The organism is Streptomyces sp. NRRL F-2580, from assembly GCF_000720115.1.
In the GTDB taxonomy this organism is placed as follows: Bacteria; Actinomycetota; Actinomycetes; order Streptomycetales; family Streptomycetaceae; genus Streptomyces.
Map to the genome: position 1 here is coordinate 19896 of NZ_JOIR01000049.1, position 23655 is coordinate 43550.

The following is a 23655-nucleotide window of genomic DNA, read 5'->3' on the forward strand; positions in this document are numbered from 1 at the left end:
CGGAGCCGACCAACGCGATCCGCCGGACCTGCCTCGACCTGCTGCGGGAGGCGCTCGGCCTGCCCGCGCTGTACCTGGGCGGCGGCGAGGTGGCGCTGCAGCCCGCGCCTGAGGCGGCCACCCTGGCCGCGCTGTACCGCCAGCTCGACCAGTACCTCGGCAAGCCGATGTCCCCGGCGCAGATCCGGCTGACCGCCGTGCTCGCGGTCGAGTGGACACCGGGGCGCGCAGCGGGGAGCCGGTCGCGCAGCGCCTCGGCCACCTGGCGGAGGGCCTCGCCGCGGTGTACGTCGAGGGACGCCGACTTCGCCCAGCTGTGGGCATGGAACCAGGGCGGGGACACCAAGGAGTGGACCCTGCGCCCCTGGCCGGCGGAGCCCGCCCGATCGTCGACCACAACGGTCGCTGCCTCACCGCGACCACCAGCGGCGAACCCCTGCGCCTCAAGACCTGTGCCGCTTCCAACACGGCCCAGTGGTACCTCGACGAAACCACCGTTACCGCAGGCCCCACACAAGGCGGAGACACCTGACACCCAGGGGCGCGGCAGCTTGAACCGGTCAGATGCGTCCCTGGCCGCGCCTGACGGAAGAGGGGGCCTGGGGCTTCTTGTCGGGCCGACCGCGAAGGAGGACGAGCCCGATCAGGGCCAGGATCACGAGGGCGCTGCCGAGCGCCACGTCGTACGCCTTGTTGCCGCCGTACACGGAGGTCTCGCCCAAGGACAGCAGCCAGGGCGACGCCACCAGCCACGCTCCGGCAACGCCGATGATCAGATCCGATCGGACCCCTGCACCCCGATAAATCCGGGAACCTGCGGCGAGCACGACGATCGTGCCGACGATGGCTTCGTTCACCTGCGCGTCCTTCGCCCCGTCCTGCTGCGCCATGGGGACGACGCACAGAACAAGGCCGATGAGCAGCATCAGGCCCCCGATGAGCTGATCGTGCTGGGCCTTGCGCAGGGCCGGCGGGGGCGGGGACCCGGACGCCGGCCTCGTAGGCACGGTGGAAACGGTCATGGTTCCTCCTCTCCGCCCCGCTGCCGCCGGGAGGTGCGACACCGGCGGTCATCCACGGACGGAACTCGTACGCCGCGACAGGACGATGCCCAGAGCGATCATGCCCAGGCCCAGAACGAAGTGGAGCCAGTTGTCGGCGCTGTTGACCGGTACGAAGTTCGCGGCGCTGTCGTGTTCGATGAGCAGGCCGTACAGCCACAGCACCAGGTAGACGATGCCCCCTCCGATCAGGTAGGTGCGGGCTGCTGTCGCGGTGCGAGCCATCGCGAGGCCGGCCACACCGAAAAGAAGGTGCACGATGTTGTGGAGGACCGACACCTGGAAGATGCCCAGGAGCTTGGCCTCCGAATGGTGCTCGGCGAAAGCGAGGGTGTCGTAGTCGGTGGTGATGCCCGGGATGAATCCCAGAATGCCGACCAGCAGGAATACGGCCCCCACTACGAGGGCGGCCTCCTGGACATGGGCCCGGGTACGCGAGTGGGAGAAGGTGGTCATGTGCTGCCTCCAAACCAGTACCAGCGGTGTACTGCACTCCGTCTTGAAGCAGCGGCTACCCACCTGTCTCGCACGCACTCACACACCCCCCCCCCGGCCCTCACGAGACTCACCGAACCACGATCGAGGAGCTGCGCCCGCCCCAGGCTGCCTCCCGGGGCGGGCGAGAGATCGCGGGGGTAACACCGCGCAAGGTGGTTCACCTGTACGCGCTTGCGGGGCAGCGGCACCCGGCCTGGTCGGGCCGGTAGACAAGTAGGAACGCGTGAGCTGCCGAAAGACGGCGGTCACGGCGCGCTGCCCGCCCCTATCTGCTGCAAAGGGTCCGCCGATGGTGACGACGACCGAACCGATCGCCCCCGTACCCACCCCCGGAAGGACTCCCGGGCAGGTGGTCGTCTCATGGCTGACGACCACCGACCACAAAAAGATCGGTCACCTGTATCTGATCGCGTCGTTCGGGTTCTTCCTCATCGGCGGCGTGCTGGCCCTGCTGCTGCGCGCCGAACTGGCCCGGCCGGGGATGCAGATCGTCTCGAACGAGCAGTACAACCAGATCTTCACCCTGCACGGCACGATCATGCTGCTGTTCTTCGCGACGCCGACCTTCGCCGGGTTCGCCAACGCGATCATGCCCCTGCAGATCGGGGCGCCCGACGTGGCGTTCCCCCGGCTGAACATGCTGTCGTTCTGGCTGTTCCTCTTCGGAGGGACGATCGTGGTGGCCAGCTTCTTCACCACCCAGGGCGCAGCCGACTTCGGCTGGACGGCGTACACGCCGCTGAGTGGGGGCGAGCGCACCCCCTACGTCGGCGGCGACATGTGGATCATGGGGTTGGCCCTCTCCGGGTTCGGCACCATCCTGGGCTCGGTCAACTTCGCGACGACCATCATCTGCATGCGGGCACCGGGGCTGACGATGTTCCGGATGCCCATCTTCACGTGGAACATCCTGCTCACCTCGGTGCTGGTGCTGTTCGCGTTCCCCGTCCTCGCAGCAGCCCTGCTGGTGCTGGAGGCGGACCGCCGCTTCGGCGCGCAGGTGTTCAACCCGGAGAACGGGGGCGCGCTGCTGTGGCAGCACCTGTTCTGGTTCTTCGGGCATCCCGAGGTCTACATCATCGCGCTGCCGTTCTTCGGGATCGTGACGGAGATCTTCCCGGTCTTTTCCCGCAAGCCACTGTTCGGCTACCTCGGCCTGGTCGGTGCGACGATCGCGATCTCAGGGCTGTCCCTGACGGTGTGGGCACATCACATGTTCGCCACCGGCGCCGTGCTCCTGCCGTTCTTCTCCTTCTTGACGTTCCTGATCGCCGTGCCGACCGGAGTGAAGTTCTTCAACTGGATCGGCACCATGTGGAAGGGGTCGATCTCGTTCGAGACGCCGATGCTGTGGTCGATCGGCTTCCTCGTCACCTTCCTCTTCGGCGGCCTCACCGGCATCATCCTGGCCTCGCCGCCCATGGACTTCCACGTCACCGACTCCTACTTCGTGGTCGCCCACTTCCACTACGTCGTCTTCGGGACGGTCGTCTTCGCCATGTTCGCCGGGTTCTACTTCTGGTGGCCGAAGATGACGGGCACCATGCTCGACGAACGCCTGGGGAAGATCCACTTCTGGACCCTGTTCATCGGTTTCCACCTGACCTTCCTCGTCCAGCACTGGCTCGGCGCTGAGGGCATGCCACGCCGCTACGCCGACTACCTCGCCGTCGACGGCTTCACCACCCTCAACACGGTCTCCACCATCGGCGCCTTCTTGCTCGGCTGCTCCACCCTTCCCTTCCTCTACAACGTCTGGAAGACCGCCAAGTACGCCCCCCGAATCACCGTCGACGACCCCTGGGGCTACGGCCGCTCCCTGGAATGGGCCACCTCCTGTCCGCCCCCGCGCCACAACTTCCTGACCATGCCCCGCATCCGCTCGGATTCGCCCGCCTTCGACCTGCAGCACCCCGAGATCGCAGCGTTCGACTACGCCGGCGACCACCAAGGCAAGCGCGACGTCCTGGACCATCCCGACAACCGCCAGGCGCCCGGAGCGGGGCCGAACGCTTCCGACCGCTGAAGAGGCGGACACCATGCACAAGGACGAGGCGGCGGCCGGCCTTGCCGAGCTGGAGGGCTACCTGATGAGCCGCGCCGCCCGCCACTGCGCGGCCCGCGAGGCCGACGCCTTCGCAGACGAGCTGCCCTGGCTCGGTCACGCGGAGCGCGAGGAAGTCGTCCGCCTCTACACCGCCCGCCACCTGGCCCGCACGCGCCAGGTCCTGCACCAGATCACCAAACGCAGCCACGAACTGAAGGAGGAATATTCTCGCCGCTACGAGACCTTGCGCTGCCGCCTGCTCGCCGTCACCTTCCTCAGCACCGTCACCACCGTGGGACTCCTCGCGATGGACCTCTGCCGACCACGCTGAGAAGACTTCTGCGGTCCGGGACGGCGCCGCACGTTCGCTGGCGCGCCGGGGCCCCAGGCCGCCTTGTGCGCGGGCAGGATGTTCCCGGGCGGGATGCGCCCGATATGCGGGCACCGGGACAGCGGTCCGTATGCCGGCCGGCACAGCGCTCTGGCCGGCTTCCGGCGAATGATCCGGCAGCGGACCGAAGACCGGCTACAGGCAGCCGCCGCCCGCACCCGTGGCCAGAGGAAGGGCCTGACCGTCCGGTAGGCAGACACGGCGGGTGAGCAGCCGCCGGGGGCCCGGCGGCCAGCGGGGCGGGGCCCTGGCGGCCAGCGGGGGCCCTGGCGGCCGGCGCCCCCGGCCGGCGCCGACGGGCGGCGCATCAGGGAGCGGGCAGAGTGTCCGGCTCCTGACCCTGGACCCGGTAGGTCTTGGTCCAGGTGCTGCCGCACTTGCAGTGGTACCTCTCGACCAGCTCACCGGCCGCAGAGACTCGCATCCCGTCCTTGAGACGGATCTGCACATGTTCGCCCATGACGGCACCTGCTGTGTTCTGCGGACGTGGATCTGCTCAGTCTGCGCCGCGCAAACGCCCGCCCGCAATGCTCACCCGACAGGCGGACGGCGCGCGGCCCACGCCACAGTGTCACGCCGCGTCGAAACCAACCCGATGGGGTGATCTCCCGAAGGGGCCGCGCAGCCCGCCTCCTGATCCACGATTTCCGAGGCATGCTGGTGTCATCCGCTCGTACCCGCAGGCCGTGCGCGAACGGCCTGCGGGATCGGGGAAGGCTCCGGCGACAGGGTCCGGTGATGGCTTCCAGTCGTTCCACCGCTCAGATGCTTACGGATCTTCTTGCTGCCAGCCACCTTGCGACGTTTGAGCGACTGCCCCCGCTGGTTAGGCACCGCGCCGCGCTCGCGGGTCTCGACCGGGTCCGCATCTACCTGGCCGATCTCCGTGAGGAGACGCTGCGGGAGATGACCGGCGAGGGACTCGACGCCGCCCGCGAAGGCGAGGAGCTCCCCATCGAGGGCACGGTGGCGGGGCGCGTCTTCCAAAGCCTGCAGATCCTCCCGGGCAGTGGCGAAGACGACGGCAGACGGTACTGGCTCCCGCTCCTGGACGGCACCGAGCGCCTCGGCGTCCTGTCCGCGGACCTCCCGCAGGAACCGGACGACGAGACCCGCTCCGCCATGACCGCTCTCGCGTCACTGGTCGGCCTGATGGTGGTCTCCAAGCGCACGCACAGTGATTCCTACGCGCGCCTGACCCGTTCGCAGCCGATGTCCGTCTCCGCCGAGATGCAGTGGACGCTCATGCCGCCGCGCACCTTCGCCGGGCCCCGGGTGACCGTCGCCGCCGCCATGGAGCCCGCCTACTCCACCGCGGGGGACGCCTACGATTACGCCCTTGCCGGCGACGTCGTCCACCTTGCGGTCTTCGACGCGATGGGGCACGACACCGCAGCCGGCCTGACCGCCAACCTCGCGATGGCCACCTGCCGAAACCAGCGCCGCCAAGGCGCCAGCCTCACTCAGGCCCGCGACGCCATCGAAGCCATGCTGCTCGAACAATTCACCCTCGACCGCTACGCGACGGCGGTCCTGGCCGACCTGGACCTTCGCAGCGGCCTTCTGTCCTGGATCAACTGTGGTCACGCCCCGCCCATCCTGATCAGGGCGGGACGCTGGATCACCGCACTGGACCGCCCGCCGACCCATCCCCTGGGAACGGATCTCGGCCTGCCCGCAGAGATCCACCGTGAGCAGCTCGAACCCGGCGATCGGATCGTCTTCTACACCGACGGGATCATCGAAGCCCGTGACAGCTCAGGGCGAGAGTTCGGCCTCGACCGGTTCCTGCAGTTCATCATCCGCCATCAGGCCGACGGTTTCCCCGTCCCCGAGACCTTGCGCCGCCTGGTCCGCGCCGTGATGGACCATCACCACGGACAGCTCGGCGACGACGCCACCGTCCTGTTCTGCGAGTGGCACGGCCACGAAATGCCGCCCCTGGCGGAATTCCTCGGCCCGCTGGCCCGCACATGACCGGGCGGCCCACGCGGCGGTAACCGGAAGTGGGCGGCGGCGATGCTCGCGAGCGGCGCCGCCTCGGTCCCCTAGTCTTCTGAGTCGGGAATTCTGTTTCGTCGAACGCTGCTTCAACCGGCTCAAACAGAACAAGGCCCTCGCCCCCCGCTACGACAAACGAGCGCACCACTACAAAGCCCTCGTCACCCTCGCCTGCCTACGACTCTGGCTCCCGAACTGACCTTGCGGACACGCCCTAGCGCCGTCGAGTCCCCGGCCGCGGCCGCCGCAACAAGGTCCGGAGACGGAGGGCCGATGGACGGGCGCGACGCGCCGACCGACGTGCTGCGCCGGATGATCGGCTCCTGGGTAACGGCGCACGATGTCGACGTCGCCCCGTGGTATACCTTGTCCGCGAGCGTCGCTTACCCTGCACCGATGCGTACACCGGGGGAACAGCAGGACGTCGGTCGCCGCCAGGTCGTGAAGTGGGTGGCCGGTGCTGGTATCGGGATCGGCCTCACCAACGCCGCGTGTGACGTCCTCGGCGGTGCGCCGAAGGAGGCCAAGCCACCGGCTCGCAAGCCGCTGTGGACCTTCGCCCTGCTGGACGAGGACGGCGGCGGCAAGGGCGTCAAGCATGTTCCGGTGGTGCATCAGGACGGCGTGCTCTACGTCAGGACGAAGAAGGACGGGCTGTACGCGGTCGACGCGGCCACCGGGCGCGAGCGCTGGCGCGCACCGTTGGGCGGTGCCCGATTCGGCGCACCGGCCGTGACGTCGGGTGCCGTGTTCGTCGCCACGGACGGCGGCGCCGTGCACGCGCTGCGTACCGCGGACGGTGAGCCGGTGTGGCGCCAGGCCCCGGGGAGCCGCCTGCGTACGCCCAGCGCGGGGGATGTGTGGACCAGCGGCTCCGTCGCCCTGGTCAGTTTTCATCCGTTCACCTATGACGAGGATCCCCACCCGCCGCCCAGTGTCCTGTACGCACTCGACACGAGGAAGGGGGACTTCCTGTGGCAGACCGAAGCTTCGCTCCTGGAGGTGCGCGACGGCCTCGCGTACGTCAACCGGCCTGACGGGAGCCTGACCGCGCTCGACCAGCGCACCGGCGTCGTCCGCTGGTCGGCGCCGCTGGAGAAGTCGGGTGGCCGGTGCACCCTGGACGTCTTCGCCGCAGGGCTGCTCTTCGGGCGCAACGGCAACGTCGGCATCGGCTCGAGGCTGGTGGCGTACGACCCGCGCACCGGCGTCGTCCGCTGGACCGCGCCGGCGGTGCACACCTCGGTGCCGGTGGCGCACGGCGACGCTGTCTACATCAGCGGCCCCGGCCCGAGCAAGCGCGACCAACAGCGGCTGCAGGCCTTCGACGCCGTGTCGGGCAAGCTCCGCTGGACCGCGCCCGCCTTCTCGACCAGGCTCTACGAAAGCCCCGTCATCGCCGCTGACGGGGACTGCGCCTATCTGTGCTGGAGCGTGGACAGCCACGAGGAGGATCACACCACGCTTCGAGCTCATGACGCGGCCACAGGGCGTGAACGCTGGCGAAGTACCCACCACGTCTCCTCCTATGCGGCGGACACGGCCCCCGGGAACCATCTGTTCATCTGCTACCTGTCGGACTGGTACTGCCATGACATCCGCACCGGCAAGGCCCTGTGGCGAGTGAGCGCGGGAGAGACGACCTCAGGACCCCCGCCACTCGCCGCCGACGGGATGCTGTACTTCGCCAACGACGAAGGCGTACGCGCCCTCCACCTATGACATCCCAGCGCTGCCCGCGCTACGCACGCCCAGCAAGCGGTGCGGACGCTCAACCCTCCGTGAGACGGGACAGGTAGCCGGTGGCGCCCAGAGCCAAGGCGACGACCCCAAGGAGAAGGAGCACAAATTCCTCAGGGTCCGGGAGTTGGGGCCAGCCGTGCTAGGGCCTGTGTGATGTCGTGATCATTCTAGGGTTCTGTCCTGTTTGCGGAGTGGAATCCGGTAGGACTGTGGTCGTGACACGCAGGCAACTCACAAATGCCCAGTGGAAGTTCATCGAGCCACACCTGCCGATCGGCAGATACGGCCCGTACCCGGAGCGGTTGCGGGAGCACTTCGAGGGTGTGATCTGGCGGTTCCGGTCCAGTGCCCAGTGGCGGGAGATCTCTGCCGAGTTCGGCCCGTGGGCCACCGTCTACGGACGCTTCCGCGTCTGGCGGGACGCCGGTGTATTCACCGCCCTGCTGGAAGGCCTGATCGCGGAGGGGGCCCGGGTGGGCACAACAGACTTGTCGCTGGTCAGTGTGGATTCCACGACGGTCCGCGCCCACCATGACGCGGCGGGGATGCACGTCAGCAAGCACCTCATGGAGGCCCTGGAAGAAGCCGCGCAGGAGCAGGAGGCAGCACGGCAAAAAGGGGCGGGCCGGAGGAACAGAACGGACAGGCCGAGCGTCGGGCCATCCGGCGCAGACGCAAGCTCCATTGGCAACCGGCCGTGCCATTCCCGCAAGAGGCCTGCCGCTACGGTCGAAAGGGCGCCCCCGGGGGGGCGAGGTGGCCAGCCTGACAGGGAAAGGATTCCGCCCTGTGGGCAGGCGGCCCTCTCCGGATCCGGGAGGGCCGCCTTTTCGTGGTGCAGATGTGCGGGATCAGATGCGGGCGACGTTGCCCGAGTAGATCCAGCCGTCCTTCACACCGTAGGTCTTGTCGACCCAGAACCAGAGGTGGCCCTTGGAGTTCGTGCACTGCCTTGTGTAGTTCAGCCTGTTGCCCCGGTAGACGGTGTCGACGGCGCGGCCGGTCTCGTAATAGGTCGTGCGCACGGGTGCGGACGTCTTGGTGACATACAGCTCGCCGGCCGCGTTTTGGCAGGTGATGGCGGCGGCCGAGGCTGGCGTGGCGGCGCAGAGTGCTGCGGGGAGAGTCAGCCCGGCCGTGAGGGCCAGGGCGGAGAGACGGCGTATGGCGCTGGCGCGCATGCTGCTCCTTCATCTTCGCTTGCAGAGAACAGCAAATGATCAAATGGATGGCATGGTCAGGTCAAATCGCCGCACTACCTCTCGCTCATAGCTCCGGGACCCATCCCGGGGCAGCACCTCCGAAAGACCGGGAACGAGGCACATCCACAGCGTCCGCCACGCCTCCTGGTCCGCTGTATCCGGCCGGTCCGGTCGCCTTGAACGTCGCCCCGGGGAAGCCCCACCGGGTGTTAGCTGTCGAGAATGCCGTCGACGAGTTCAACGAACACGCCCCGCGCCAGTGCCTGTGCACGCCCGCAGGCGACTGGGACAGCAAGCACGCCGAGTAACGGCTGCGGTCGCGGTCACGCCCCCGGATCAGTCGCCGACCGATGGGAGCGAAAGCAGCCGCACCCGGGATGGCCCTGGCCCGAGGCCAGGACCGGGGCGCGCCGGGGGGCCTACCCTGCTGTCCGGTGGGGATGAATGCGGCCACGTAGTCCTCAAACCCTTCATGTAGGCCCCATTCCTCGCGAGCCATCGCGGCTTCGCGTCTGCCTCGGGAGTCTTGGCGGCCCTTGGCGTAGAGGTGGACGATGTAGCTCGTGGCCGGGTCTAGCTGCAGAGTCGGGGCATACCCCTGGCCACCTGTAAGCCAGCCCGCGGCCGGCGCAGCCGGGCCCTCAACGCCTACGTCCAGGCGCAGCCGCTTGAAGCGGAGCGGGTGGCGCCAGACGCCGCCCCTGTCGATCGAGCGGTCGGCGCTGATCTCGGCCACCAGGTCGGGGCGGACCAGGCGCACGTCCAGGACGTCGCGGCTCCCCCAGGTCGCGGCGAACGTGACGCCCTCCCAGGGGTGTCCGGAGTCGGCGGCGGCCAGGTGCTCCGCGACCAGGTGGGCCGCCTGCGTGGGCAGCGGTACGGTGCGGCCGACCGCGCGCAGCCGGCCGTCCTGGTCGTGGCGGCCGAGGACGAGGAGCTGCGGGCGGGTGAGGGTGCCGGTGATGGCGCCGATGATCGCCTCGGTGGTGTCCCGTCGTCTGACCTTGGTCCACCCCCGAGGAGTTCGCCATCGAGGACCAGGTCGTGCGGCAACTGCGCCTCGGCAGCCGCTACGAGATCGGGGAACGCGCCCTGGACCAGGGCGCCGCGGCGGGACTGGAGCAGCACCCGCCCACCCGGCCCGGCCGGGGTGAACACCAGCGCCCGGCACCCGTCGAACTTCTGCTCATACGCCACCCCCGAAGCGAGCGGACGCACGGGCGGCATCACCTCGGCGGCCTGCGCCAACATCGGCTCCACCGGCGGGTGCAACATCACCTGGCCTCCCCTCGGCCTCCCCTCCAGAGTCCACCGCGCTGGACGACTCCCGCCCGGCAGGCCCGGCCCCGCGGTGCCCGGGATGTCATCCATCCGAGGGGTACGGCGGGGCCGTCCAGGGGGCGCCGGGCGTCCGGTGTGCGGCACGGTGGCGGCATGCGCCGCTGCCGCCGGGCCACCGCAGCGAAGCGGGCCCCGCGCCCCGCAGGCAAGCCCAAAGCCAAGGTGGAGGCGCGGCCGAACCTGCCTGCCCTGGCGCCGCACCGCCCGGCCCGACCCGCTCCCGGGACGGGAAACCGGGGACACGAGGGAGCTGTGTCGCGCGGCCCACGGCATCACCAGCCCCGCCATCGCCTCACTGTGTCACCAGACCTACCGCCGACCTGCGGTGCGTCCCCTCGCACAGAAAATCGAACACATGACCAGCCGGACCGCCCCTGTGCCCGGTGGCGCGTTGACTGCACCTTCTTCGACTTGTCAGGCGAGTGAATCCAGTGGCAGGAGGTCCGTCTTGCAGGCGCCCTACCGTGACGTGCCGCCATAACTCTGGCGCTGCGCCTTGGATCAAGCGATGAGCAGGCGCAGGCCGAGGTCTGCCGCGTCGAGGTCGGCGAGGTCGCTGTTGCGCTCGGCCCACCGGCCGGAGTCGAGGTCGTCGCTGAGGCTTCGTACGGCCCGCTGCTCGGCTTCTGGCCCGACCCTCGTCCACACCGACATGGCACGGCGCACGTGATCCTCCAGATACGCCCCGGGCCGGCGCCAGTACGCCTCGAACAGGCCGTCAGTGCAGTCCCATGGGATGGGCACCGGCTCAGCGCGGGCGCTGAGGGCGTCGGCCATCCCGGCGAGCGAGGGAAACTCTGCCAGGACGGCGGCGAACTCGGGCAGGTAGTCGCGGGAGGCTCGTAGGAGCCGGTGCCGGCTCCGACGTTCAGCACCGTCTGTGCGTCCCCGAGCGCGTCCCAGATCTGCGCGGCGATCCGCGGCTCGGTACGCCGTGTCGCGGGGTAAGCGCCGCCGATCGCGTCGTATAGCCGTGCACCGAGCATTTCCAGCTGCTCCTCCGGTGTCACCTTTAGGCCCTTCGCTCGTGCCTGAAGTTCCCTGTCGATGGCCGCCACCATGGCGTCAGCGCGATCACGCCGCTCCAGCAGCAGGCCGCGTAGTCGGCGCAGGTGCGCGACCGCGTCGGTGGATGAGTCGCCGACCAGTTCCGCAACCTCCCGCAGCCCGAAGCCCAGCCGCCGATAGGCCAGTACCTCCCGCAGCCGCAGCCGCTCCATCTCGCCCGCCGAATAGGCCCGATACCCGCCCGCAGTCCGCGCCGACGGACGCACGAGCCCGATCTCGTCATAGTGATGCAGTGTGCGGACGCTCACGCCGGCCAGCTCGGCCCCACGTCCCACGGTCCAGTGATCTTCCACGCCACCGACTATGCAGCCTGACGCCACGTGAGGGTCAAGAGCCTCACTCACAGCAGCAAGAGACAAACGCGAAGCAACGGCCCCAGGCGAGTCCTGCACGCCAGAGCGATGGTTTGGTGCAGAGAACTCACGCTCCGACATGCTGTTACGGGGTCGGGGCCCCGCCCTTGTGCGCATCATCCAAGGCCGCGCGTCAGGCTCAGGACGGGGGCTGAGCGTGTCCGTCCTGCCGCCCGACCTCCCCCGGCTGCGGACTCCTGTTCAACACCCGGTACATGGACGCTGCCGTCGCCCAGCTCCGCGCCGACGGCCACGAGGTCCGGGACGAGGACGTCGCCCGCCTCTCCCCGTTCGTACGGCACCACGTCAACATGCTCGGCCGGTACTCCTTCCACCTTCCGGACCTTTCCGGCGGTATGCGGCCCCTACGTGACAAGGACGCCATCGACGATGAGTGAGAGCCTCCCAACAGGGTCGTTCCGCAGGCGGATCCGTGCCGGGATCAGGACGTGGGAGCGGGCCAGGGAATGTCGGTGGCCACCGCGGCGGTGTAGTCGACGCCCGGGACGGAGAATCCGTACAGGCGTTGGACTTCGGCATGGAACCAGTCGAGGTCGGCGAGACCGGCGATGGTGTCGGTCGTGGCGACCTCCCAGCGTTCGGCGACCGCTGCCTGGACGTCGTCAGTGAGTTCCCAGGTGTCCAGGCGGATTCGGCCTTCGTCGTCCAGGGCGAGCGGCGTGGCACCGGTGAGCTGGTCCCACAGGGCGGCGAGCTGATGTACCGGCGGGACCAGGTTCTGTCCAAGGACGCCGCGCAGCAGGCCGGTGTACAGGGCGATGCCAGGGATGGCGGTGGAGGACTGGGTGACGGCGGCGCCGTTGACGGAGGTCACGGCCCGCCCGCCCACCGTCTTGTCGAGCCGCTCGTTCAGGGTGCGGGCGGTGGCCTCCAGATGAGCCTTGGCTGCGCCGATGGTGCCCTGTCGGTAGATCGCCGCGGTCAGCGGCGATCCGATGTACGACAGCGCGGCGGTGGCAAAACCCTCGCCGAGCAGTCCCCGACTGGCCAGGTGGTCGATCCAGCGTTCCCAGTCCGCACCGCCCATGACGGCCACAGTCTGCTCGACATCATCGCCCTCGGCCGGCCCGGTCTCGACCTCGCGCACCTCGGGAACGCCCTGGTCGTCGAAGACAAGGGTCTTGGTGCGGTTCGCCTGGCCGATCGGCTTGAGGACGGAGGTGTACGTGGTGCCGGTGTCCGGGTCGGTGCGCCGTGGCGCGGCCACCGAGTAGATCAGGTAGTCCAGCCTGCCGCCGAAACGCTGCTCGATGAGGCCGGCGACCTGGTCCTTCATCGTGTCGGAGAACGCGTCGCCGTTGAGGAAGACCAGATCCCGCCCAGCTGCACGGGCGAGGTCGGCGGTGGCGGCGGTGCGGTACCAGCCTGCCGTAGCGGTACGCCGTTCGGTGGGGGCCTTCTCAAAGGAGACCATGATGCCGCGGATGCCGGCGCGCTTGAGGCCGGCGATCGTGGCCGCCAAGCCATATCCGGCCGAGGAGCCGATGATCAGAGCCAGCGGGCCGTCACCCTGCGGGGTGTCGACAGAGTCGGGGCATGCCTGCCACATGTTGGCCACCAGCCGCTCGCAGCCCGCCGGGTGGGAGTCGAGAAAGAGGAAGCCCCGGTTGCGGGGGATGAGAACGCGCTCGCTCACGATTGCAGTCCTTGGGTCGACTGGGGCAAAGCCGCGGTAACCAGCCGGGGTCACCGCGCCCTGCAAGTCTGCGACAGGCCGGACACGGAAAGTGGCCCCACCGGGGACAAGGATCATCAGCCGATCTTGGAGTGTTCCACTACTTCCAGCAGAGCCAGACACCGCTGCGACCAGGCTCAGCATCACCGTCCAGTACTTCCCCCGTACCTCCTGATCCGCCACCGGGCCGGACTAACGGCCCGGCCCGCCCTCAGCGCCGGGTGCCGCCAGGGCGATAAGGCTCGTGAGTTCGGCGATCGCCTCGGGGACGGCTTGAAGTAGCGGCGGAAGTGGCGGACGTTCTCGGGCTTTTTGTGCCGCGATTTCGCCATGAGCATCAGGAGCGACGAGCCCTGCTCGCCGAGGGGGGTGAGGGCGGAGTGCCGGTACTCGTACAGGTCCCCAGCCCGTGCCAGGTCCGCGCAGGGCGGTGTGCTCGTCGAGTAGGGCACGGGCCTGCCCGTATGACGGGCGGGCCAGACCCGTGTCCGGGCAGACATCGCGGAGGCTGACGACCTGGCCCGGCCCCGGGCGGCGGTGGGTGACGAACACCGGTCCACGGGTGCGGCCTTTGAGGAGCCGAGGCAGCAGCCGGGCAGTGCCGGCGTCCCAGTACACGGTCTCCAGCACGTAGTCTTCGCGCGCAGATGCACCGCGCGCCGCGCGACCAAGGCGGTCGATGGCAATCTTCGAGCGGGCGGGGGTCTCGGAGTCTGGGACCGACAGCCGTTTCGCAAGCCGGAACTGTCGGTCCTTCGTGGCCGCGCTCACGGCACCAGCCGAGCCAGGACAGCACTCCCGCCCGGCGAGAATTCCATGTGTTGACCGCCGCGGTGCCCCATAGCAGTTCGAGGGCTTCGCCGATCTCGTCGTCCGCGACTGATGCCAGAGGCCGGGCCTCGCCGAGCCGTTCGGCGGTCTTGCCGACCCCGATCCCGTAGTTGCGGACCGTGTTCGGGTTGCCGAGCGAGTCGAGGAACACGTCCGCTGCCGCCCGGACGGTCAACGCCTTACTGTCCTATGTCACTGAAGTCAGTCGTTGCGTCATTCAACCCAGTCGACTGGGGGCGCGTAGTGACCCGAAGGGCGGCCGCTGTCACAGAGACCGGCTTGGCGTCACCAAGACTCCTCCCGTCCACGGCCGTATTCGGCCGCCACGGTGCAGAGACGCGTCTCAGGAATCGAGCACCGCAGCAACGGCCTCGATCTCGACGAGCTGGTCCTGGTAGCCGAGCACGGTGACGCCCATCAAGGTGCTGGGGACGTCATGGTCACCGAACGAGTCCCGTACCACCTCCCAGGCAGCCACCAGGTCCGCCCGCCGGGCCGACGCGACAAGGACCCTGGTGCTGATGACGTCCTCGAGGGACGCACCGGAGGCCGTGAGCGCAGCCCGCATGTTCTCGACAGCTTTCGCTGCCTGGCCCGCATAGTCCCCCACTGCTGCCGTAGAGCCGTCATCGTTCAGCGGACACGCCCCGGCGAGGAAGATCAGCCGCGACTCGGCGGGCGCCGTAGCTGCGTAGGCGTACTCGGCGACGTCGGAGAGGGAGGCAGAGCGGATCAAAGTAATGGCACGAGCCACGGTCATCGGGGCCTTTCTCATCGAGTGTGGAGCCCGGACATCCTGCCCATGCCCTGCTGGTTCCCGCCTCCCCTTTTCCTCGTCGGCCCGCCACGCGGTGACCGCCGGATGAGACCGACCGCGAGTCGACTGAGTTGGATCACATATCGGCTGGATTCGCTGACAAAGGACAGGTGTCCTGCGACGTCGAACCTCGCCCGGCTGCCACCGAGGACTGATCGACCACCGTCGAAGTCTGCCGCGCATAAACGTTCCGGCCGCACGGCCGCGGGCAACTGCAGGCCCCAGCTGCCACGAGCTCCCCCCGCAGGGCCTCCGAGGCGTTGGGGTGATGAACTATGCGTTCGCGCAGAGTGAACCATCTCGTGCCGGCCTTCCTCGCCTCCAAGTCGGCGAGCCAGCGCAGCGCAGTGTCCGGCAGGTTCGGGTTGATCAGCGCATTCCACTGAACCAACGAATCTTCATCCCGTGCGAGCCGATCCAACGCATCAGGCGGTGCCAAGGGACTGCGCGCCGTCCACAGCCGGACCGGTCGGATCTCATCGACCGCGAGCGAGCGCAGACGCTCAGCGGTGACGTCCGGACTCCTCGCCTCAAGGACTCGGCGGTATCCACTGAGACGTTCGGCCTGGGTTCGCACAATGCGTCCGCTCACCACCCTGATGATGCCACGGGCCCTCGACGCCGCACGAACGCCGAATCGCAGGCGTCTCACTCAAGCAAGTCCACGCAGCTCAGCGCCGTTCGGTCGACTCACTTCGCTGCGACAGGTCACTTACCGGCCGACAGCTGCACAAGCGCGGGCACCGCTTCCCCCTTGCCACAGATAACAGAGCCGCTTCGCGCAGCGGCCGGAGAACGTCACCGCAGGTGACGGATCAAGCTCCCGCAGATATTGGGGGGTTATCTCTGGGACGATTTTCAGACCGGTCCCACCGCCGCCGGCCCGCCAGCCGCCGACCAGGGAGGACGAGGGCTTGGCGCACGATCTGACGCCGATGTTCCTCAGCCCCCGTACCCACGGGACATGCTGAGCTGCGGAGGGGATTGTCCGTCAGTTGTGCCGTCAGCTGGATGCGTGGCGTGTGGGGGAGGCTGCTTCTTGGGTGGCTGCCCATGAGGCGAGCAGGCGTAGGCCCTCTTCGGAGGGGGAGGCGGGTTCGGCGGTGTAGATGGTGAGCGTGAGGCCGGGTTCGGCGGCCATGTCCAGACCCTCGTAGGCGAGGGTGAGCTCACCGACGGCCGTGTGGTGGAAGCGTTTGGTGCCGGTGCCGTGGTGGCGGACGTTGTGGGCTCCCCAGCGGGTGCGGAATTCGTCGCTGCGGGTGGAGAGCTCGCCGACGAGGTCGTGGAGGTCTTTGTCGTGGGGGTTGCGGCCGGCTTCGGTGCGCAGGATGGCGACGGTGATGTCGGCGGCGAGGTCCCAGTCGGGGTAGAAGCGGCGGGAGGCTGGGTCGAGGAACTGGAAGCGGGCGAGGTTCGCCTGGTTGTGGGGATCGGCGTACACGTCGGCGTAGAAGGCGCGGGCGAGCTGGTTGGCGGCGAGAAGGTCCATGCGGCCGTTACGGACGAAGGCGGGGCCGGCGGTAACGGCGTCCAGGGTCCACCGCAGGCTGCGGTGCGGTTTCCACTGTCGGGTGGCGCGGCGCCGGGGCCGGACGAGGGCGTCGGAGCCGTCGGCGGCCTGGGCCAGATGGAGCAGGTGGGCGCGCTCGGCGTCATCGAGCTGCAGGGCGCGGGCGACGGATTCCAGAACCGCCGGGGAGACGCCGGCGAGGTTGCCCCGCTCCAGCTTGGCGTAGTACTCGACGCTGACGTCGGCCAGCGCCGCGACCTCGCTGCGGCGCAGCCCTGGAACGCGGCGCCTGCTGCCAGCGGGCAGGCCGGCCTGCTCGGGGGTGATCTTGGATCGCCGCGAGGTGAGGAACTCACGGACCTCTTCATGGTTGTCCACGCCTTCGACCGTACGTCCGGCGCGCCGTGGCAGGGAGGTACTGCCGGTACACCCTTTGTCAGTGACTCGCTGCGCGCGCGAAGTGCGGGTTACCTGGATGACCTGGCGCTTTCCCTGCTGTTCCTTCGGCCGGGCAGGAGCGCCATGGTCCCACAGTGTTACTCCCGGGTACGCCGGCACGCGGGCCGTCCCAGGCGGTCCGGCCCCCTCGTACGCAAAGGAACTCCTGATGCGCGGAGCAATGATCTACGCCCCCGGCGACGTACGCTTCGAGAGCGTGGACGACGCCAAGATCCTGCGACCTACCGATGTGGTCATCCGTACGGCCGTCTCCTGTGTGTGCGGCTCGGACCTGTGGCCCTATCGCGGCGCGGAGCCGATCGGCGACCCGCACCCGATGGGTCACGAGTACGTCGGCTTCGTGGAGGAGGTCGGGAGCGGTGTCACCTCCGTGAAGCCGGGCCAGTTCGTCGTGGGCTCGTTCGCGACCCCCGACAACACCTGCGCGAACTGCAAGAACGGCTTCCAGTCGAACTGCCTGCACCGCGAGTTCATGTCCACCTGCCAGGCCGAGTACGTCCGCATCCCCAACGCCCAGGGCACCCTGGTCGCCACCGACGAGGTTCCGGACGAGAAGTTCTGGCCCGGGCTGCTGGCCGTGTCCGACGTGATGGGCACCGGCTGGTGGGCCGCGGATGCCGCCGAGGTCAAGCCCGGCTCGACCGCCGTGGTCGTCGGCGACGGCGCGGTCGGCCTGTGCGGCGTGATCGCGGCCAAGGAGATGGGCGCGGAGCGGATCATCGCCATGTCCCGGCACGAACCCCGGCAGAAGCTGGCCCTGGAATTCGGCGCCACTGACATCGTCACCGAACGCGGCGAGGAGGGCGTAGCCCGGATCAAGGAGCTGACCGGCGGGATCGGCGCCGACTCCGTGCTGGAGTGCGTCGGCACTGCCCAGGCCATGCAGCAGGCGCTGCACTCCGCCCGTCCAGGCGGCAGCGTCGGCTTCGTCGGCGTCCCGCACGAGGTCGTGCTCGACGGCCAGGAGCTGTTCTTCTCCCACGTCGGCCTGCGCGGCGGCCCCGCCCCCGTACGCCGCTACCTGCCCGACCTCATCGACCGCGTCCTGACCGGCCGCATCGATCCGGGCAAGGTCTTCGACCTCACCCTCCCCCTCTCCCAGGTCGCCGAGGGCTACAAGGCGATGGACGAGCGCCGCGCCATCAAGACCCTCCTCAATCCCTGACCCGCCCGCCCTCCGAAGGAGCGATCATGCAGATCACCCGTAGTTCGATCGACACGGTCAAGGGGCCGGCCGACTGGTTCACCGGCGATGTCTACATCGACCCCGTCGCCGCCGCCCCGGCCCCGTCCCGGGTCACCGCGTCCCTGGTGCACTTCATGCCCGGCGCGCGTACCCACTGGCACCGCCACCCGCTGGGTCAGACCGTCTTCGTCACCGAAGGCATCGGCCTGTGCCAGCGCCGTGGCGGCCCCCTCGAGGTCATCCGTCCTGGTGACCGCGTTCTGTTCGAAGCGGACGAGGAGCACTGGCACGGCGCTGCGCCGAACCGGCTCATGGTCCACCTGGCCATCAACGAGGGCGACGACGAGCACGACGTCGTGCACTGGCTGAACCCCGTCACCGACGAGGAGTACACCGCCGCCCCGGCCACCAGCTGAAGCCGGACAAGCCCCTCATCTTGCCGCTGGACCAGGGCGCCGAGGACTGCAAGGCCACGGCCGAGCGCCGCGTCATCAAGCCCCCTGAACCACCCCGCCCTCTTCTTCCCTCAGGGCGGGCCGGGAAGCGGCCCCCGCCCACGTCGTCCTTGAGGAGAACCACCGTGACCACCTTCGCCCCCGTCGGTGCCGGCCCCGCCCTGGGCCTCGCGGCTGCCCGCCGCTTCGGTGCCGCCGGCCACCGCGTCGCTCTCCTCTCGCGCAGCATCCAGCCCCAGGACAACCTGGCGGCCGAACTGGCGCGGGAGGACATCCACGCCCGCGGGTTCACCGCCGACGTCCTCGACCCCGCCTCCCTCACCTCCGCCCTGCGTGAAGCCGCCGACACGCTGGGGCCCGTTAAGATCCTCCAGTTCAGCCCGGTGCCCCCTGGCGACTTCATGAAGCCGGTCCTCGACACCACCGCCACCGACCTGGACGATCCGCTGGCCTTCTCCGTCAAGGGCTCGGTGACCTGCGTGCACGCCGTCCTGCCCGGGATGCGGGAGCTGGGCCGGGGCACGCTGTTGTTCGTCAACGGCTCCAGCGCCGTACGTCCAAACCTCAGCGTTGCCGGCACGATCGCGTTCGCCGCAGAGAGCGCCTACGCGGCGATGCTCCACGACGCCCTCGCCGGCACCGTTCACCGACGCCCCACGTCAGGGGCTCGACGCGCGCACACGGTGCGGCGTCGCACGCTTCTCAGCCGTTGCGGGGACCGGCTGGGCCAACGGGCCGAGTCACGGAGCGGCATGCCCCCGACGCCTGGATTGTATGCAAAGGTGCGATTGCGATCCATATTCGGAAGGGAGATCATGCTGGACGGCCCTGAGCCGGACGCCCCGGACGAAGTCCCTGCCGCCGAGTCACCGGAAGCCCCCGAGGAGCCACACAACGGTTCTGGTTCACTGCCGTGGGGGTTGGGTCTGCTGGCAATGGCAACCACGTTGCTCTCAGCGAGCCTCGGTCCGCTGCTGCAACTGTTCGGCATCAAGTCTGGCCCTGTTGCCGCGGCTCTCCTGCTCTCGGCGGTCCTCATCGGCGGGATCGTTGCCGTCAGGAAGGCATTTGCGGACCGGCCCAGGATGTCCCGCCGCGCGCGCTGGTTGTCGGTCGCTGGCCTGGGAGGCTTCCTCGTCGCCTGCACCACTCTGGTGATCGTCTTCCAGCCGCATCCGCCACCGCCGGAGCTGCACCGCTTGCCCGGGGGCCAGGACGTGGCCGTGGTCGGTTTCGAGGGCGTTGGCGCCGGCCAGGACCAACGGGTGCTCGACGATGTGTCGGAGGTCTTCACGACGGACCTGATGAAAGATCAGCTGCCCGAGGGAAGCAGGGCGTACGACTACGCCGGGGTGACCTCGCCTCCCCTGGAAGTGCTCGGGAAGGCGGGGCAGGACCACCAGGAGCTGGACGACTGGACGGACGGCTTCGTCGAACGGACGAATGCCGGGATCGTCATCGGCGGCCTCGTGACCACCGACTCTGCCGGACAGACCGGACTTCGGCCGGCTGTCTACGTGCGGGCGGCACAGGTGGAGGATGCACCCGAACTCGCCGGGTGGTACCTCAGCGGCCAGATCCGACTCGATCAGGACTGGAGCTCCGACACAGGCCGGAGACACGTGATCACCGAGTTGGTGCGCCGGACGCGCGGACTGGCCGATCTCACCCACGCTCTCGATCTCTGGCGGAACGGCAAGGTCAACGACGCGAAGCAGGTGCTGGACCGGCTACTGCCATCGGGCGCGGTCGCCGTTCGGCAGGACGGCGCCGAGTTCGTCACGCCCGATCTGGTCCGGCTCTTTCACGGGCACGCCCTCGAGCAGGTTGCCATCGGCCTCCCCGCGGCTCAACGGACGCCGTACCTCGAGGCGGCTCGCGCCGACTACCAAGCTATCGACCCGAACGGCCGGATCGGGCTGCGCGCACGACTCAGCTTGGCCGGCGCGCAGTACCAGCTGGCGCTGGGCCCGTCACCGAGCTGCCGCCCGGGGACGGTGGATACCAAGGCACTGAGTGCCTCGTCGGCCGAGCTGCGGAGGCTCTCGGTCGAAGGGCTCTTCTCCGAAGTCGGTCGGCTGCGGGCGTCCGTGAACCTGGCCCAGGTGGAGCAGTGCAGGGTGACGGCGCAGATCGTTCCCGATGACGGGATCATCGACCAGGCCCTGCAACGGGTCCGCTCCGCCAAGGGGGGCCGCGCAGTCAAGGACCTTCAGGTGCTGGCCGCCTCCGTCGCAGCGGTGCATGCCTTCGAGCGCGGAGATTCGGCCGCTGCCATCTCCTACATCAAGGGAGCGATCAGAGGGGAACGCGGGTTCGCCCGGCGAGGGCTCTGGCAGGCGCTCGCAGCCTCCTGGGAGTTTCAGCGCGGCGACACGACCTCAGGCTGCCGCGACATGCAGGACTCGCTCGACCAGCTCGGCTACGCCCAGGGCAAGGGCGCGATCACGTCGCAGCGGTATGAGGAGATCGAGAACTCCGTTCAGCAAGAGGCCAAGGCCGCAGGGGCTCGGTGCCCCCGAGTTTCGCCGGGCGGCTGACCCCCGAAAGGACCGTGGTGCGAGTGACACGAAGAGTACTGATCTTGAGCATCGTCATGCTGGGCTGTGCCGTCGCAGGGTGCAGCAGCCCTCCGTCGGAGTCCGTCTCCCTGAGCCCGACCACCGGGGCGGCGTCAGCCTCCCCAAGCCGTACCACGCAGACGGCAACCCCCTCCTCCAGCACGACTACCGACTCTGCCACGGACGTCCTCCTGGCCCAGCAAATCACCCTCCTCGCGGCCGGCGACGGGGCCGCCCCGGACTGCACCGCGGACCTGGGCAGGATCGCCGGCCTCAGCGGCTCGCCCGCGGTCTGGGTCGGGAACATTCGCGGACTGGACCGGGTCACCACCCCCGACGAGGTGGCCCTGTGTCTGAGCGGCTTCTCACCTGACGAACCGGTCAAGGTGATCGTCACGGCCGCCGGTCGGCAGTTCGCGAGCACGGCCCAGCCCACCGCCTCCGAGCTCACGTATGCGCACTTCGAGCCGTCAGAGTCGCTCTTCACCGGGCAGGTACTTGCCGTGCACCCCCAAGGCGATGGAGTGCTGCAGAGCGAGAAGTGGTGGTTCGTGCCGCCCGGCGCGGCCCGCGAGGATCTCGCGGCTGCTGGGACGCTCACGATCCAGGCGACCCAGGGCTCGCTGACGGCCCAGCACAGTCACTCGGTCAAGCTCCCAGGCAAGCCCGACCGCTTGGTCGTGGACAACGGCAGTCACCAGATCCTCATCTACGGGTTCGCGCCCGGAGCGCGGATCCCGGTCGGGCTCTACAAGACCGACTCCACAACCCAATCCGAAAGCCGTGCCTCACTCGTCCGGCAGATTGGCACGGTCGTGATGCCTCGCTCGAGAACCGTCGTCTTCACCGTTCCCGACGCCGTCGTCAAAGAGACCGGTAACCAGGGCTCGTACTGCGTCACCGTACCGATGCCGGAGCAGTACAACTGCCCTCAGCCTTAGTACTCCAGTGAGACTTCGTGTCCTGAGCTGGCTTGTGTCGTTGTCAGGTCATGGCGGGGATAGATACTGAGGTGTGGGGGGTAGAGCTGGAGGCTGTGTTCGCTCGGGTGGCGGGGCGGTTTTCGCGGGTTGATCTGCGGTGGCGGATGCGCGGGTATCTGCGGGGACTGCTGGCGCCAGTCGCGCGGAAGAACAGCTGGCAGCTGGCCGAATGGGCAGGTCACAAGGATCCCGCGGGGGTGCAGCACCTGCTCGCCGGGGCCCGCTGGGACGCCGATGAGGTCCGCGACGACGTGCGTGACTACGTCGGTGAACGCCTTGGCCCAGGCGGGGTACTGATCATCGACGACGCCGGGTTCATCAAGAAGGGCCGCACCTCGGCAGGGGTGGGCCGGCAGTACACAGGCACCTCGGGAAAGATCGACAATTGCCAGATCGGGGTGTTCGCCGCCTACGCCACCGAGCACGGACGGGCCCTGATGGACCGGGAGTTGTACCTGCCCAAGGCCTGGACCGGTGACCGGGAGCGCTGCCGGGCGGCGAAGATCCCGGACGAGCGGGAGTTCGCGACGAAGGGTGAACTCGCGAAGGCGATGGTCACCCGCTGCCTGGCCGCAGGCCTGCCCGCCCAATGGGTGACCGCGGACGAGGCCTACGGCCAGGAATGGAAGTTCCGCCGTCTCCTCGAGGAACTCGGCGTCGGCTACGTGGTGGCAGTGCCGAAGTCGCAGCAGGTCAAGAGCCTGGCAGGATTCTGGAGAATCGACGAACTCACAGCCCAGGCCCCCGAGGACGCCTGGCAGCGGCTCTCCTGCGGTGACGGGGCCAAAGGGCCACGGGACTACGACTGGGCCAGCGCGCGACTGCCGTCGATCAGCTTCTTCGACGGTGACGAGCCCACCCATCACCGCTGGATCCTGGCGCGTCGCAGCCTGAACCGTCCTGACGAGATTGCCTACTACTTCGCCTACGCTCCGGTGGCCTGCACCGTTGCTGATCTGGCTCGGGTGGCCGGCATGCGCTGGGCGATCGAGGAGTGTTTCCAGGCGGCGAAGAACGAGTGCGGCCTGGACGAGTACGAAGTCCGCCGATATCCCGGCTGGTACCGGCACATCACCCTGGCCATGCTCGCCCACGCCTTCCTCGCCGGCCTCGCCGCCGGCGAAGCGCTAAAGGGGGCTGCAGAAACGACCCCACCAGCAGCTTCATCACCCTCACCGTGGTAGAGATCCGCCGGCTCCTGGACACTCTCTGGCCCCGCCCCCGACCCCAAAGCCCTCCCAGAGATCACGGACTGAGCTGGTCCAACTGGCGACGACAACACCAAGCAACCGCCCGGCACTGCCACTACAAGAGAAGAACCAGCTCAGGACACGAAGTCTCACTGGAGTACTAGGTGTTCTGTCCAGGGAGGTTGTGGACGGGTGATGCAGGTCTCGGCTGAGGGATCTTGAACGAGTGAGGGCCTTCCGGGTTCGGTGTGGATTGCGA

At 68.8% G+C, this 23655-nt stretch carries 17 protein-coding genes and 5 pseudogenes; 13 read left to right on the plus strand and 9 right to left on the minus strand.

The window, feature by feature from the left end; translation table 11 throughout:
- Positions 1-349: 349 nt before the first annotated feature.
- Positions 350-532 (plus strand): hypothetical protein, encoded by a 183-nt coding sequence (locus IF88_RS46945; RefSeq protein ID WP_078893339.1) that lies wholly within the window; start codon positions 350-352, stop codon positions 530-532.
- A 28-nt stretch (positions 533-560) separates the two neighbouring features.
- Here IF88_RS46945 and IF88_RS0135410 read toward each other — a convergent pair whose 3' ends face one another.
- Together IF88_RS0135410 and IF88_RS0135415 are read right to left on the minus strand one after the other, a co-directional pair.
- A complete protein-coding gene (locus IF88_RS0135410; RefSeq protein WP_030722277.1) occupies positions 561-1022 on the minus strand; it encodes an SPW repeat domain-containing protein in 462 nt (153 codons plus the stop codon).
- A 48-nt stretch (positions 1023-1070) separates the two neighbouring features.
- Positions 1071-1517 (minus strand): DUF4383 domain-containing protein, encoded by a 447-nt coding sequence (locus tag IF88_RS0135415; RefSeq protein WP_030722281.1) that lies wholly within the window; start codon positions 1515-1517, stop codon positions 1071-1073.
- Between the two features lie 331 nt (positions 1518-1848).
- On the opposite strand from IF88_RS0135415, the gene ctaD reads away from it, so the two are divergent.
- Together ctaD and IF88_RS0135425 are read left to right on the plus strand one after the other, a co-directional pair.
- Positions 1849-3585 (plus strand): cytochrome c oxidase subunit I, encoded by a 1737-nt coding sequence (gene ctaD / locus IF88_RS0135420; protein WP_051838122.1) that lies wholly within the window; start codon positions 1849-1851, stop codon positions 3583-3585.
- A 13-nt stretch (positions 3586-3598) separates the two neighbouring features.
- Positions 3599-3937 (plus strand): hypothetical protein, encoded by a 339-nt coding sequence (locus tag IF88_RS0135425; RefSeq protein ID WP_030722287.1) that lies wholly within the window; start codon positions 3599-3601, stop codon positions 3935-3937.
- A gap of 367 nt (positions 3938-4304) precedes the next feature.
- On the opposite strand, the gene IF88_RS47495 is transcribed toward IF88_RS0135425, so the two are convergent.
- Positions 4305-4457 carry a hypothetical protein gene (locus IF88_RS47495; RefSeq protein WP_199808189.1) on the minus strand — a complete coding sequence of 51 codons (153 nt, stop codon included), beginning with the start codon at positions 4455-4457 and terminating at the stop codon, positions 4305-4307.
- Positions 4458-4762: 305 nt separating this feature from the next.
- Between IF88_RS47495 and IF88_RS0135435 the strand changes: the two genes are divergently transcribed.
- The 4 genes and pseudogenes from IF88_RS0135435 to IF88_RS44675 all read left to right on the plus strand — a co-directional run.
- Positions 4763-5974, plus strand: coding sequence for a PP2C family protein-serine/threonine phosphatase (locus IF88_RS0135435; protein ID WP_107050703.1), 1212 nt, complete (start codon positions 4763-4765; stop codon positions 5972-5974).
- Positions 5975-6074: 100 nt separating this feature from the next.
- Positions 6075-6197 (plus strand): annotated as a pseudogene (locus IF88_RS48660) (IS5/IS1182 family transposase); the annotation flags it as partial.
- 197 nt (positions 6198-6394) lie between these two features.
- The gene (locus IF88_RS0135440) at positions 6395-7720 is read left to right on the plus strand and encodes a PQQ-like beta-propeller repeat protein (RefSeq protein ID WP_158754774.1); all 1326 of its coding nucleotides are present in this window, start codon (positions 6395-6397) and stop codon (positions 7718-7720) included.
- A 236-nt stretch (positions 7721-7956) separates the two neighbouring features.
- Positions 7957-8441, plus strand: a pseudogene (locus IF88_RS44675) (transposase); the annotation flags it as partial.
- A gap of 151 nt (positions 8442-8592) precedes the next feature.
- On the opposite strand, the gene IF88_RS0135445 reads toward IF88_RS44675, so the two are convergent.
- The 3 genes and pseudogenes from IF88_RS0135445 to IF88_RS41390 form a co-directional block, all read right to left on the minus strand.
- Positions 8593-8922 (minus strand): hypothetical protein, encoded by a 330-nt coding sequence (locus IF88_RS0135445; protein ID WP_030722295.1) that lies wholly within the window; start codon positions 8920-8922, stop codon positions 8593-8595.
- Between the two features lie 669 nt (positions 8923-9591).
- The gene (locus IF88_RS49455) at positions 9592-10572 is read right to left on the minus strand and encodes a hypothetical protein (RefSeq protein WP_324617228.1); all 981 of its coding nucleotides are present in this window, start codon (positions 10570-10572) and stop codon (positions 9592-9594) included.
- Between the two features lie 213 nt (positions 10573-10785).
- Positions 10786-11627: pseudogene (locus tag IF88_RS41390) on the minus strand (MerR family transcriptional regulator).
- Between the two features lie 272 nt (positions 11628-11899).
- On the opposite strand from IF88_RS41390, the pseudogene IF88_RS0135455 reads away from it, so the two are divergent.
- A pseudogene (locus IF88_RS0135455) lies at positions 11900-12103 on the plus strand (Tn3 family transposase); the annotation flags it as partial.
- 44 nt (positions 12104-12147) lie between these two features.
- Here the strand turns inward: IF88_RS0135455 and fabV are convergent.
- From fabV to IF88_RS0135470, 3 genes are all read right to left on the minus strand, one after another.
- Positions 12148-13362 carry an enoyl-[acyl-carrier-protein] reductase FabV gene (gene fabV, locus IF88_RS0135460; protein WP_030722300.1) on the minus strand — a complete coding sequence of 405 codons (1215 nt, stop codon included), beginning with the start codon at positions 13360-13362 and terminating at the stop codon, positions 12148-12150.
- Between the two features lie 1213 nt (positions 13363-14575).
- A complete protein-coding gene (locus IF88_RS0135465; protein ID WP_030722303.1) occupies positions 14576-14986 on the minus strand; it encodes a RidA family protein in 411 nt (136 codons plus the stop codon).
- A 1066-nt stretch (positions 14987-16052) separates the two neighbouring features.
- Positions 16053-16940 carry a helix-turn-helix transcriptional regulator gene (locus tag IF88_RS0135470; RefSeq protein WP_030722306.1) on the minus strand — a complete coding sequence of 296 codons (888 nt, stop codon included), beginning with the start codon at positions 16938-16940 and terminating at the stop codon, positions 16053-16055.
- A gap of 229 nt (positions 16941-17169) precedes the next feature.
- Between IF88_RS0135470 and IF88_RS0135475 the strand changes: the two genes are divergently transcribed.
- The 5 genes and pseudogenes from IF88_RS0135475 (at position 17170) to IF88_RS41395 (ending at position 23390) form a co-directional block, all read left to right on the plus strand.
- A complete protein-coding gene (locus IF88_RS0135475) occupies positions 17170-18186 on the plus strand; it encodes a zinc-dependent alcohol dehydrogenase family protein (protein ID WP_030722307.1) in 1017 nt (338 codons plus the stop codon).
- A gap of 26 nt (positions 18187-18212) precedes the next feature.
- A complete protein-coding gene (locus IF88_RS0135480; RefSeq protein WP_030722310.1) occupies positions 18213-18623 on the plus strand; it encodes a cupin domain-containing protein in 411 nt (136 codons plus the stop codon).
- A 164-nt stretch (positions 18624-18787) separates the two neighbouring features.
- Positions 18788-19300: pseudogene (locus IF88_RS0135485) on the plus strand (SDR family NAD(P)-dependent oxidoreductase); the annotation flags it as partial.
- A gap of 1946 nt (positions 19301-21246) precedes the next feature.
- Positions 21247-22164 (plus strand): hypothetical protein, encoded by a 918-nt coding sequence (locus tag IF88_RS0135490; protein ID WP_158754776.1) that lies wholly within the window; start codon positions 21247-21249, stop codon positions 22162-22164.
- Positions 22165-22214: 50 nt separating this feature from the next.
- Positions 22215-23390 carry an IS701 family transposase gene (locus tag IF88_RS41395; RefSeq protein WP_051838126.1) on the plus strand — a complete coding sequence of 392 codons (1176 nt, stop codon included), beginning with the start codon at positions 22215-22217 and terminating at the stop codon, positions 23388-23390.
- The last annotated feature ends 265 nt before the right edge of the window (positions 23391-23655 follow it).